We start from the raw sequence: 12,148 nt of genomic DNA on the forward strand, positions 1-12,148 counted from the left end.
ATGGCGATGCGTCAGACAAGGGAAATAAGGCGCGGCGACCAATTACGCAACCGGGATGAGCGGTGCTTACTCGCTGATGCGCTCGACGATGGCGCCGCAGCGGGTCAGCTTCTCCTCGAGCCGCTCGAAACCGCGGTCGAGGTGATAGACGCGGGACACCGTGGTTTCGCCCTCGGCGGCAAGGCCGGCGATGACGAGCGAGACGGAGGCGCGCAGATCGGTCGCCATGACCGGCGCGCCGCGCAGGCGTTGGACACCCTCGATCTTCGCCGTCTGGCCGGACAGCGAGATCCTGGCGCCGAGGCGGGCAAGCTCCTGCACATGCATGAAACGGTTTTCGAAGATGGTCTCGGTGACATGCGAGACGCCGGAAGAACGGGTCATCAGCGCCATGAACTGCGCCTGCAGATCGGTCGGGAAGCCCGGGAAAGGATCGGTGACGATATCGACCGGCCTGATGCCGGCGCCATTGCGCTTGATACGCATGCCATTGTTGGTCGACGAGATTTCCGCGCCGGCGCGACGGAGCGTTTCCACCGCGGTTTCGAGCAGCGCCACATCGGTATTCTCGAGCACGACGTCGCCGCCGGCCATGGCGACGGCCATGGCATAGGTGCCGGTTTCGATGCGATCCGGCAGGACGCGGTGGCGAGCGCCGGAGAGCGAAGTGACGCCTTCGATGGTGATCGTCGCAGTACCCGCGCCCGATATCTTGGCGCCCATGGCGTTCAGGCAGTTGGCGAGATCGACGACCTCAGGCTCTCGGGCGGCATTGCCGATGACAGTCGTGCCGCGGGCAAGCGTTGCCGCCATCATCATCACATGGGTGGCGCCGACGGAAACCTTCGGGAAGGTGTAGCGTGCGCCGATCAAGCCGCCGGCAGGCGCCTTGGCGTTGATATAACCGGCATCGATCTCCATGGTCGCGCCGAGCGCCGTCAGGCCCTCGATGAAGAGATCGACGGGGCGCGTGCCGATGGCACAGCCGCCCGGCAGCGAAACGCGGCAATGGCCTTCGCGCGCCAGCAACGGCCCGATGACCCAGAAGGAGGCGCGCATCTTCGAGACCAGTTCATAGGATGCGGTCGTATCGACGATGGTGCGGCAGGTGAAATGGATCGTGCGCGAATAGGAATCTTCCTGGCGCTCGCGGCGGCCGTTGACGGCAACGTCGACGCCGTGATTGCCGAGGATGCGCATCAGCAATTCGACATCGGCCAGATGCGGCACGTTTTCGAGCGTCAGCGTATCGCTGGTCAGAAGCGAGGCGATCATCAGCGGCAGTGCGGCATTCTTGGCGCCGGAAATCGGAATGATGCCATTCAGCTCATTACCGCCGACGATTCTGATACGATCCATGTGCGCTTACGGGCAGCGCCCGCCTTTCCTGAAAGTTCTGCCTTGGAATAAGGAGTGAGGTGTTTAGGGGATTTCTCGACACGCTTCAATTCGCGACGGACGGAACATTACGATTCGTCCAATTTTGCGGCGGGCAGCCCATTTGTTTCGTCGGCTTGGCCGGAACGGCGGGCGCGGACCTGCTGTTTGCGTCGCCCCAGATTTTCCCTGAGCTTTTCGGCGGCGCGCTCACGGCGCAATTTCGCCTGTGCCTCGATCGCCTCTTTGCGGCTCTGCTGGCCGGTTTCGGTCTTTTCATTCATGCGACAGGATTAGCCGAATTCGCGCCGATCCAAAAGGCCCTTGCGTGCCAATCCACGCGAAGTTGGAATTTGCTGCTTGCGCTTGCCGTCAAGCTGTGGCAATAGCCGCCCCGTTCCCGCGATTGAGCCACCCGGCTCTACGCGGTCTGGTCCTGCTGCCGTAGCTCAGTGGTAGAGCACACCCTTGGTAAGGGTGAGGTCGGTGGTTCAATCCCACTCGGCAGCACCAGTTTTCTTGAAAAGACAGTCTACCTCCCGGCGAAAACACCTCATAAGTTGGCGTTTCTCATCAACTGCCGTCCATAGGCTTGCCTGTCATGGGTCGAGGCGAAACCATTCGTTGCGGCATCAGCGACGATCCGCCCATTGCTGACCGTGAAAATCACGCTAGAATATTAACTATCGCAAAGTCTCCCCGGAGGAACTGGGAGATGCTGCACTTCGTTTCTGTCGAAAATCGTGGAGGAGCGTCGATGGCAACTGAAAGATGGAACAGCCCGGTCAAGGTTGGTTTCGAAGGTGCCGATGCGCGAACGGTCGATGGGCCGTTCGATGCGCTGAAGTGCCTGGCGGATCTGTGGCCGAGTATGCGCGGGCTTCGTTATATCAAGGCCCGCAGCACCTGCCGGGCGGCGCTCGATGGGCGCAAGAGCGTGGAAGAAGCAAGAGCCGAGTTTCTGGCGGCCGCCGAAGAGGCGAAGCTGAAGCTGCATTAGCACTTCGGCAAGGAATTTCGGGCGATTTTCGCCTTCTGGGCGCGCAAGCGTGCCGGAACGGGACAATGCTTTAGTTTTGATTTAACCCTGCAATAAATGCCTGCCGGGTTTTGGTGCAAAGGGCGTTGCGCCTGGTACAGGTGCATCAATAGAAGACGACCAGCCATCATGATGATGGTTAGAGGCTCGTCAGCTCTGCGGAAACGCAGGCGAGCCTCGTCCGAGCAAGCGGACGCCTCAGCAGTCCGCGCCGCCCTCATTCTCCACTTCGATATAACCGACGCCGATGATCGTGCCGTCCGTCGCGCGGATGAAGGAGGGGAGATAGTGAGGCTCTGCCGGTGTGCAGGCGACGGCCCCGGTATATTCGTTGAGAGCGATCTGGTCCTTCGGCAAAGCGGAATAATTCGTGCCGGTTTCCAGCGAGGCATGGGCGGAGCCGGCAAAGACACCGCAACCGGCAATCAAGGTCGTTGCCCAGAGGCGAGGAAGCAACTGCATGAGAGTCTCCAGCGTTTAGGTCCGGCATTTCAACCCGCGGGAGGGCATTTTGGTTCCCTTCATAAATCGTAAAGAAATGCACGCGAGCCGGACTTTTATTTGATGCATGTCGTTGTCCTAAAACCGCTGCACACTTTTAGGCGACATGCGTTAGCGTCGCAGCAAGCGAGCACGCACATAGCCTCGCCCGACGACGCCCTCGGCGATCTCGATTGCCCGCTCGATATCACCCCGCTGACGCACGAAACCTTCGAGGATGACATAGGAGCCCGATATGCTGACGGTGATTTCGCCGGCTTCGATATCGGCGGCCGCATGAAGGGCGCTCTCCACCGAGGCGCGCGTCGCGGCATCGCTGTGGCCCTGCCGGCCGGGCTCGCCATGCCCCGTGAATGCTGGAAAGCCGAGCACCGTGAACGTTTCCTAATGTTGGTTGATGTCTGTTAACGCCGCAGCGACGCATTTCGTTGCGTCCCCCGGAAAAGAAGAGCCTGTTCGACAGCGATACCTGCACGGTGGCATGGGGTACCCTTGGCGAAAGGCGCCGCGGCTTCCATATTTGGCTGCAGTCGAAAGAGGGATGATGACGATGAAAGCGCTTCTGCCTGCCTTGTTTGCTGAGGCACTGCTTGCCGGCTGTTCCTCGGCCGATGCGCCGGCGCTGGAACCCATTCCCGGCAGCATCACCTATGGCGGCCAGCCGCGAACGAAGCTCAGCAAGTCGCCGGTCGGCAGCGCCGTCTACAACCAGTTCTACAACGGGACAGGACAGCGCGTGGAGGAAACCTATATTCTTCAGCCGGACCGCAGCCTGAAGCTGGTGCGGCGCGAGATCGGTCCGGATTTCCCCGACTGAGATGTTGCCCGCGCGCCAGATCGCTTGACAGGGACAGCAATCGCGAACATTCAAGGAACATCTAATCTTTCCCCAGTGATTCTGCGGGAGCCCGACCGGACGGCTGGATGTATCTCGAAAAGCTCAATCCGCAGCAGCGCATGGCCGTCGAGCACGGCACGCTCATCGACGGCAACCATATTGCCGGGCCGCTGCTGGTCATTGCCGGCGCCGGCTCCGGCAAGACGAATACCTTGGCGCATCGCGTCGCCCATCTCATCGTCAAAGGCGCCGATCCCCGCCGCATCCTGCTGATGACCTTCTCGCGCCGGGCAGCCGCCGAGATGGCGCGGCGTGTCGAGCGCATCTGCCGCGATGTGCTTGGTTCGAATGCCGGCGTGATGGCGGACGCGCTTTCCTGGTCCGGCACCTTCCACGGCATCGGCGCGCGGCTGTTGCGCGATTATGCGGAGCAGATCGGTCTGGATCCTGGGTTTACCATCCACGACCGCGAAGACAGTGCCGATCTGATGAACCTGATCCGGCACGACCTCGGCTTCTCGAAGACGGAAAGCCGTTTTCCCACAAAAGGCACGTGCCTTGCCATCTATTCCAGGGCGGTGAATTCGGAAACCGCGCTCGACCTCGTGCTGCGCGACGTCTTTCCCTGGTGCGCGACGTGGGAGAAACAGCTGCGCGAACTCTTCGCCTGTTATGTCGAGGCCAAGCAGAGCCAGAACGTGCTCGATTACGACGATCTGCTGCTCTACTGGGCGCAGATGGTTGGCGAAGAAATGATTGCCGAGGATATCGGCAGCCGCTTCGACCATGTGCTGGTCGACGAATATCAGGACACCAACCGGTTGCAGGCCTCGATCCTGCTGGCGCTGAAACCCCAAGGCCAGGGGCTGACCGTCGTCGGCGACGATGCCCAGTCGATCTATTCCTTCCGTGCCGCGACGGTGCGCAACATTCTCGATTTTCCCGCCGCCTTCAGCCCGGCCGCCAATATCGTCACGCTCGACCGCAACTACCGCTCGACGCAGCCGATCCTCGCCGCCGCCAACGCCGTCATCGATCTCGCCTCGGAGCGCTTCACCAAGAACCTCTGGACCGAGCGGCAATCGTCCGAGCGGCCGCGCCTGGTCACGGTGCGCGACGAGGCCGAGCAGGCGCGCTACATCACCGACATGGTGCTCGACAACCGCGAGGAAGGCCTCACGCTCAAACAGCAGGCCGTGCTCTTCCGCGCCTCGCATCACAGCGGGCCGCTGGAGGTCGAGCTGACCCGGCGCAACATCCCCTTCGTCAAATTCGGCGGGCTGAAGTTTCTCGACAGCACGCATGTGAAGGACATGCTGGCCACCCTTCGCTTCGCGCAGAACCCGCGCGACCGTGTGGCGGGCTTCCGGCTGATGCAGATCCTGCCGGGCGTCGGCCCGTCGACGGCGCAGAAGACGCTCGACCTGATGGCCGAGGATGCCAGCCCGATTACTGCTCTTGGCTCCATGCCAGCGCCGCCGCGCTCCGGCGAGGACTGGACAATGTTCGTTTCGATGCTGCAGGAGCTGAAGACCGGGAAGGCCGGCTGGCCGGCAGAGATCGGTTTGGCGCGGCAATGGTACGCGCCGCATCTGGAACGGCTGCACGAGGATGCCGCGACGCGGCAGGCCGATCTGCTGCAGCTCGAGCAGATCGCTAGCGGTTATGCCTCACGCGAGCGCTTTCTCACCGAGCTCACCCTCGATCCGCCGGATGCGACCAGTGACCAGGCGGGCGTGCCGCTTCTCGACGAGGATTATCTCATCCTGTCGACCATTCATTCGGCCAAGGGCCAGGAATGGACGAAGGTGTTCATGCTGAACGTCGTCGACGGCTGCATACCGAGCGATCTCGCCGTCGGCACCACCGCCGAAATCGAGGAGGAACGCCGACTGCTCTATGTCGCGATGACGCGCGCCCGAGATGGTCTCGACCTCGTCGTGCCGCAACGCTTCTTCACCTACGGGCAGAATTCGCAGGGCGACCGGCATGTCTATGCCTCACGCAGCCGCTTCATTCCCGCAACGCTGCTGCAGTTCTTCGAAGCCTGCAGCTGGCCGCAGGGAAAATCGGAGGCCGCGCAAGCGCAGGCGCGGCAGGTGCGCATCGATGTCGGCGCCCGCATGCGCGGCATGTGGCGATAACTGGATAGCGTTCAGAGTGAAAGCGGCGGCTCGGCCGGTTTCAGGAAATGCTTGATCCCTGCTGCTTCAACAGCCTCGACTGAGGCCGGCGACCATTTCGGATTGCGATCCTTGTCGATGACGGCGGCGCGGATACCCTCGAAGAAATCGGGATTATCAAGCATCTGCAGACAGGCGCCGAGTTCGCGGCCGAGGCATTCGGCAAGCGAGGCGCTGCGGCGGCCGTCCCTGAGCAGCCGCAAAGCGAGCTTCAGACTGGTCGGTGAACGCGTCAGCAGCACCCGGCGCGTCTCGGCGGCAAATTCGCCTTCCTCCCCGGCGAGTGCTGCCAGGATTTCCTCGACGCTGTCGAAACCAAATGCGCGATCGATCACCGCCGCGTTCTGTCGCAGCCGGCTTTCTCCCTGAGGCTCCGAAAGCGCCTGCAGCACGGCATCGACATCGCCGGATGAGCTGGCGCGCGGCAGGCCGGAGAGAGCATCGATCACTTCGCCGAGCCGCGACGACGCGATCTGAAGGTCGGCAAGGCGGGCGTGGATCGCGTCCGCAGCACCGATATCGAGCCCTGTCAGGCCGAGCCATGTTCCGGCTTCGCCGGGTGCGCGCGGCAGCAGCCAGGTGGCGCCGACATCCGGGACATAGCCGATGCCGGTTTCGGGCATGGCAAGGCGCGTGCGCTCGGTGACGATGCGGTGGCGGCCGTGCGACGACAGGCCGACGCCGCCGCCCATGGTGATGCCGTCCATCAGCACGACATAGGGTTTGGGATAAGAGGCGATCAGATGGTTGAGGCGGAACTCCTCGCGCCAGAAGGTACCTGCGAGGCCATCGCCGGCGCGGGCGCTCTCATGCAGGGCGCGGATATCGCCGCCGGCGCAGAAGCCGCGTTCGCCCTCCCCAGTCGCCACGACGCTTGCCACCTCGGAATCTCGGGCAAAGTCGTGAAGGGCTTCGGTGATCGCTCGAATCATCGGCAGCGTCAGGCTGTTCAGTGCTCGCGGCCGGTTCAGCCGGATGACGCCTGCGGTGCCCCGCCGTTCAATGATGACTTCGCCGTCCTGCATGGTTCACCTCATCTGTTGCGACCATGAATAGACGACGATGACGCATCGCTCCAGTCGATTCAAGGTCGGTTCAGGCAGACAGCGTATTGCGGGCGGAGACTGCGGTGTCGCACCGAGCGGCGTAATCGATGGCAAGTTCCAGCGGCAGCGGCCGCGAGAAATGATAGCCCTGCGCCAGACGAACGCCCATCGCCTTCAATCCCTCGGCGATCTCTTCGCTTTCGACGCCTTCGGCGACGGAGGCTATGCCGAGATTCTGGCAGAGATTGGCGACCGAGCGGGTAATGTTCATGCAACGGGCGTCACGATCGAAATTCATCACGAAGGACTTGTCGATCTTCAGCTTGTCGAAGCCGAGACGATGAATATGGCTGAGGCTCGAATAGCCGGTGCCGAAATCGTCCAGCGCAATCGAGATGCCAGCAGCGCGCAGCATAGTGATCACCTGGTCGGCGGTGTCGAAATCGGAGAGCAGTGCCGTCTCGGTAATCTCGAATTCGATGCGCCTGGGATCGATGCCGGAGCGGGTGATCATGGCCAGCAGCGCCATCGAGGTCTCGTGGTCGCAGATATCGCGCGCCGAGAGATTGAAGGACAGCCTCAGATGCCGTGGAATGATCGCCAGCGCTTCGAGCGCCTTGGCAAAGAGAATGCGCGTCATGCGGCCGATGACGGCCGTGCGCTCGGCCGCCGGGATGAAGGCGTCTGGACTGATGCGGCCGAAGCGGGCGCTGTCCCAGCGGGCGAGCGCCTCGTAAGCGACGACGCGGCCGCTCTTCAGCTCGACGATCGGCTGATAATCGAGTTTCAATTCCTTGGCGAAGTCGTTCGCCTGCAGCTCGAGTTCGATCAGGTGGCGCTGCGTCAGGATCTTCTCGTGCTCGGCCGAGAAGAATTCGACGCCGCTGCTGCGCTTGCTCTTGACCTGGTAGAGGGCGAAATCCGCTTTCTCGTAGAGATCCTCGGCGGTGTATGTGCCGATATCGGGATAGACGATGCCGCACGAGCCGAAGACGCGGACCGAGCCGTCGGGGATTTCGAAAGGATCGCGGACGGCAGCACAGAGCGTCAGGCCGAGATCGGCGATCGCCTGGCGTGTCATCGAACAGGGGAAGATGATCCCGAACTCATCGCCGCCGAGACGGGAGACGATGCCCTCTTCGCCGACCAGGGCGACGAAGCGGCGGGCCGTCTCCTTGAGCACGAGATCGCCGGCGGCATGGCCGAAGACGTCGTTAACAGGCTTGAAGCCGTCGAGATCGAGAATGCCGAGGACAGGCGGCGAGGACGGATTCTTCTGCAGCCGTTTTTCCAGCGAGAGAAAGAAGCTGCGGCGATTGGCAAGGCCGGTCAGCTGGTCGTGCAGCGCGTTGCGGCTGTTGACGAGGTTCAGCTCTTCGGCTTCCGCCTGCTTCTTCTTCAGCTCCTCGGTCAATTGCACGAGACCGACGAAATTCTGGAAATAGCTGTTGATCACCCTGAGGAAGGGCAGGATCAGGAAGAGGCCGCTGATGGCCGTCGCCACGAAAACGGGATTGCCCGAGAACAGGAAGGTCGCGACCATGGCCGAGAAGGTGATGACCGTGGTCAGGGCTGCCGCCATCGGCAGGTGCATCAGGCAAAAGATGCAGGAAATGCCTGTCACCACGAGGAAATAGGCGATCTGACCCTGCTGGGAAGCATCGCCATATTGGTAAAGCGCGATCGCCCAGCCGCCGAAAGCGACGGCCAGGATGCCGGCCCCTGATATCGTCACCTTCATCAGCCTGTAGGCCCGCTCGGCGGTCACATCTTCCTTGCCCCGGATCTCCCACCAGCAGAGACGGAAGACACAGACGACGCTCAGGGCCACGGGAATATAGAGCGAAAGCCAAAGGGGCGCGGATTTGAGGTGGGTGATCGCCACCGCAAGGGCGTTGATGATCAGCAGGACATAGAGAATGGGAATCTGCGACGACAGGGCTCGGAACTGCGCCAGCAGAAGCGTCGGATTGTCTTTTTGCAGCTGCAATGAGGCCAGAAAGTTCTTCATCGTCTCTTTTCCGTTGGCCCGAGCCAGCCAGAGAAAGCTTGATTTTTCCTTATTCACGTTACGGCATGCAAACCCCTGCAGGCGCGGGGATGGGAAACGGGTTCTGGATCAGAAGGACGCGGCGGCGAGTGCCCGGTGGATGCTGTGCAGGTCGTCGACATTCTTGTTCGACAGGAACAGTTCCCAATCGAGCGAGCTCTGGACGATGGTTTCCAGCGAATCGTATCTGGGCTTCCAGTCGAGCACCTGCCTTGCGAGCGAAGCGTCGGCGACGACGCTTGCCGAATCGCCGGCGCGGCGCGGCGCCATGTGGATCTTGAAGGAATGCCCGTGCAGGCGGGTGACCATGTTCAACACATCGAGCACGGAATAGCCGCTGCCATAACCGCAATTGGCAACGAGCGAACCCTTGCCTCTGCGCAGGTGCTGCAGCGCTTTCAGATGTGCATCCGTGAGATCGCTGACATGGATGTAGTCGCGCACGCCGGTGCCGTCATGGGTAGGATAATCGATGCCGTAGACATTGACGCTGTCGCGCGTGCCGAGCGCTGCCTCGCAGGCGACCTTGATGAGGTGCGTGGCGCCTGAGGTCGACTGGCCGGCTCGGTGGTGCGGGTCGGCGCCGGCGACGTTGAAATAGCGAAGCGCGACATAGTTGAAATCATAGGCGGCGGCGGCATCGCGCAGCATGAATTCGGTCATCAGCTTCGACTGGCCGTAAGGATTCTCCGGATTGAGCGAGGCCGTCTCCTTCACCGGCAGGTCGGTCTTTTGCTGGCCGTAGACGGCGGCTGTCGAAGAGAAGACGAAGTTGCGGATACCGGCCTTGATCGACGCGCTCAGCAGCGCCCGGGTCTTGCCGGAATTGTTGTCGTAATAGGAGAGCGGATCGGCGACCGAGACCGGAACGACGGCGGAGCCGGCGAAATGGATGATCGCCTCGATGTCGTTTTCGATGAAGACCTTTTTCAATATGTCGGGATCGGCAATGTCGCCGAGATAGAAACGCGCCGCCGGCGCCACGGCCCAGCGAAAGCCCGTGGAGAGGCGATCGAGCACAACCACATCCTCGCCTGCATCGAGCAGCGCCCAAACCATGTGACTGCCGATATATCCGGCCCCGCCCGTCACCAAAACCGCCATGTCCCGCATCCCTGCTTTCGTTTTTATAAGCAGGGGCATCAGGCGCCGGTTTTTCTTTCCAATTTTCTTATCGAACGGCCGTTGGAAGGCCTTTGAACGGGTATGTTTGGAGTCGTGGTTAGAGGCCGATTTCGGGCTTTGCTAGAGTTTTATCGATCCGGCGATTCCGGCACAAAATCGACTTGGCCGACGCCACGATATCTCTTGCGGGCAGTGCGTCTCAGAGCTTGAGGATATAGTCGCAGAGGCGCTCGGCCGCGATCGCCACCTGGGTGGGATCACGCAGGAAACAGGCGCGCAGGAAGAGTTCGCCGCCCGGTCCGAAAGCGGTGCCGGGAGCAAGGCCGACGCCTGTCTTGTCGACGATATCAAGCGCTGCCCTGCGGCTATCGGCGACGCCGTCGATCTTCAGGAAGGCGTAGATCGCGCCGTCCGGTTTCAGTGTCTCGACGCGGTTGGTGGCGACAAGCGCATCGCAGAGAATATCGCGGGAGCGGGCCGCCTTGGCGATATTGGCAGCGACGAAATCGTCGCCTTGATCAAGGGCTGCAACGGCGCCCTTCTGCATGAACTGCGCCACGCCCGATGTCGAATACTGGATGAGGTTTTCGAGCACCTGACCCATTTCAGGGGGTGCTACGATCCAGCCGACGCGCCAGCCGGTCATCGACCAGTTCTTCGAGAAGGAATTGACGAAGATGATCTTGTCGCCCTCGTCCATCACATCGAGGAAAGAGGGCGCTCGGCCACCGGCAAAGGAGTAGCGGGCGTAGATTTCGTCTGCCAGGATCCAGAGGTCGTGCTTGCGGGCAAGCGCCAGGATATCGCCAAGATCCTGATTCGTTGCCGTCCAGCCCGTCGGGTTCGACGGCGTGTTGATGAAGATGCCCTTGGTCTTCGGGGTGATCGCGGTTTCGATGCGGTCAAGATCGACCGCCCATTTGCCGCCTTCAAACTGCAGCTCGACACTGAGCGAGCGCGCACCTGCTATCTCCAGGGCGGCGGCGATATTCGGCCAGGAAGGCGAGAGGTAAACCAGCTCGTCGCCCGGCGAGGTCAGCGCCTGCACGGCGATCTGGATCGCCTGCATGCCGGAGCCGGTAACGTAGAAATGCTCGACCGGAAGCCGGATTCCGAAATGTCTGTCGTAATAATCGGAAAGTGCCTGGCGAAGCTCCGGAATGCCGCGCTGCCAGGTGTAGAAGGTCTCGCCGGCAGCAAGCGCATCCATTGCCGCCCTGCTGATGAAATCAGGCGTCGGCAGATCGCCCTCACCCACCCAGAGCGGCAGCAGGCCTTCGCGGCCACGGGCATAATTGACGAGTTCGACGATCCCGCTTTCGGGCGCCGCCAGGGCGCGCGGGCTGAGGCTGCTGACGATCGACATGCAAATCTCCGGTTTCCGCCTTCATAGCGGATTTGCGCCGGCAAATCCCATGACATCCAGTGATGGCATATCGATTTTGGTGATGAATGAGCCCGGCCGAAGCGGAGGGGCTCCAGCCGGATCAAGCCGTCGGGCGCGTGGCGAGAAGATCGCGGATTTCCGTCAGCAACTGAACGTCTGCCGCCGGCGCTGGCAGCTCTTCCGGTGCAGCCTTTTCCTGGCGCTCGACCTGGGCACGCAGGGTGTTCACGCCCTTGACCATCAGAAAGATGATCCAGGCGAGAATGAGAAAGTTGATGAGCACGGTGAGGAAGCTGCCATAGGCAAACACCGCTCCCTGCTCGCGGGCGGCGGCGAGCGACTGCGCGTTGACGGCCGACGAGAGTGGGAGGAAGTAATTCGAAAAATCGAAGCCGCCGAAAATGGCGCCGACGATCGGCATGATAAGGTCATCCACCAAAGATTTGACGATGCCACCGAAGGCGCCGCCGATGATGACGCCGACTGCAAGATCCATGACATTGCCGCGGGCGATAAAGGCCTTGAACTCGTTGAGCATCGGATCCGTCTCCCTTCGATCCATTTCAAAGATATGCAATGGAATTTATTAGCTACATCTTCAT

Annotated in this window: 12 protein-coding genes and 1 tRNA gene; 4 read left to right on the top strand and 9 right to left on the bottom strand. The window is 61.6% G+C overall.

Features of this window, described 5'->3' with window-relative positions; translation table 11 throughout:
• Positions 1–66 precede the first annotated feature (66 nt).
• A complete protein-coding gene (murA, locus tag G9X67_RS22530; protein ID WP_003545312.1) occupies positions 67–1,359 on the bottom strand; it encodes a UDP-N-acetylglucosamine 1-carboxyvinyltransferase in 1,293 nt (430 codons plus the stop codon).
• A gap of 107 nt (positions 1,360–1,466) precedes the next feature.
• Entirely contained in the window at positions 1,467–1,661 is a 195-nt protein-coding gene (locus G9X67_RS22535) for a hypothetical protein (RefSeq protein WP_138388150.1), read from the bottom strand.
• A 154-nt stretch (positions 1,662–1,815) separates the two neighbouring features.
• On the opposite strand from G9X67_RS22535, the gene G9X67_RS22540 reads away from it, so the two are divergent.
• Together G9X67_RS22540 and G9X67_RS22545 are read left to right on the top strand one after the other, a co-directional pair.
• Positions 1,816–1,890 (top strand) — tRNA-Thr (locus G9X67_RS22540).
• A gap of 244 nt (positions 1,891–2,134) precedes the next feature.
• Positions 2,135–2,377: a DUF982 domain-containing protein gene (locus G9X67_RS22545; protein WP_171599723.1), complete on the top strand. Its 243-nt coding sequence runs from the start codon at positions 2,135–2,137 to the stop codon at positions 2,375–2,377.
• A 237-nt stretch (positions 2,378–2,614) separates the two neighbouring features.
• On the opposite strand, the gene G9X67_RS22550 is transcribed toward G9X67_RS22545, so the two are convergent.
• Both G9X67_RS22550 and G9X67_RS22555 read right to left on the bottom strand, forming a co-directional pair.
• Complete coding sequence (locus tag G9X67_RS22550; protein ID WP_171599724.1) at positions 2,615–2,878, bottom strand: hypothetical protein; 264 nt, start codon at positions 2,876–2,878, stop codon at positions 2,615–2,617.
• 150 nt (positions 2,879–3,028) lie between these two features.
• Positions 3,029–3,289, bottom strand: coding sequence for a BON domain-containing protein (locus tag G9X67_RS22555; protein WP_171599725.1), 261 nt, complete (start codon positions 3,287–3,289; stop codon positions 3,029–3,031).
• Between the two features lie 178 nt (positions 3,290–3,467).
• Between G9X67_RS22555 and G9X67_RS22560 the strand changes: the two genes are divergently transcribed.
• Positions 3,468–3,734: a hypothetical protein gene (locus G9X67_RS22560; protein WP_171599726.1), complete on the top strand. Its 267-nt coding sequence runs from the start codon at positions 3,468–3,470 to the stop codon at positions 3,732–3,734.
• A 107-nt stretch (positions 3,735–3,841) separates the two neighbouring features.
• Entirely contained in the window at positions 3,842–5,899 is a 2,058-nt protein-coding gene (locus G9X67_RS22565; RefSeq protein ID WP_171599727.1) for an ATP-dependent helicase, read from the top strand.
• Positions 5,900–5,910: 11 nt separating this feature from the next.
• Here G9X67_RS22565 and G9X67_RS22570 read toward each other — a convergent pair whose 3' ends face one another.
• The 5 genes from G9X67_RS22570 to mscL all read right to left on the bottom strand — a co-directional run bounded on the left by G9X67_RS22570 (position 5,911) and on the right by mscL (position 12,084).
• Positions 5,911–6,963: an enoyl-CoA hydratase/isomerase family protein gene (locus tag G9X67_RS22570; protein ID WP_171599728.1), complete on the bottom strand. Its 1,053-nt coding sequence runs from the start codon at positions 6,961–6,963 to the stop codon at positions 5,911–5,913.
• Positions 6,964–7,033: 70 nt separating this feature from the next.
• On the bottom strand, positions 7,034–8,995 hold the full coding sequence (locus tag G9X67_RS22575; protein ID WP_171599729.1) for an EAL domain-containing protein: 1,962 nt from the start codon (positions 8,993–8,995) through the stop codon (positions 7,034–7,036).
• A 108-nt stretch (positions 8,996–9,103) separates the two neighbouring features.
• Positions 9,104–10,138, bottom strand: coding sequence for a UDP-glucose 4-epimerase GalE (galE, locus tag G9X67_RS22580; RefSeq protein ID WP_171599730.1), 1,035 nt, complete (start codon positions 10,136–10,138; stop codon positions 9,104–9,106).
• A gap of 220 nt (positions 10,139–10,358) precedes the next feature.
• Positions 10,359–11,525: a pyridoxal phosphate-dependent aminotransferase gene (locus tag G9X67_RS22585; RefSeq protein ID WP_171599731.1), complete on the bottom strand. Its 1,167-nt coding sequence runs from the start codon at positions 11,523–11,525 to the stop codon at positions 10,359–10,361.
• A gap of 121 nt (positions 11,526–11,646) precedes the next feature.
• Positions 11,647–12,084: a large conductance mechanosensitive channel protein MscL gene (gene mscL / locus G9X67_RS22590; RefSeq protein WP_138334485.1), complete on the bottom strand. Its 438-nt coding sequence runs from the start codon at positions 12,082–12,084 to the stop codon at positions 11,647–11,649.
• Positions 12,085–12,148 lie beyond the last annotated feature (64 nt).

It is taken from the genome of Rhizobium sp. WYCCWR 11152 (assembly GCF_013087615.1).
Lineage (GTDB): Bacteria > Pseudomonadota > Alphaproteobacteria > Rhizobiales > Rhizobiaceae > Rhizobium > Rhizobium indicum.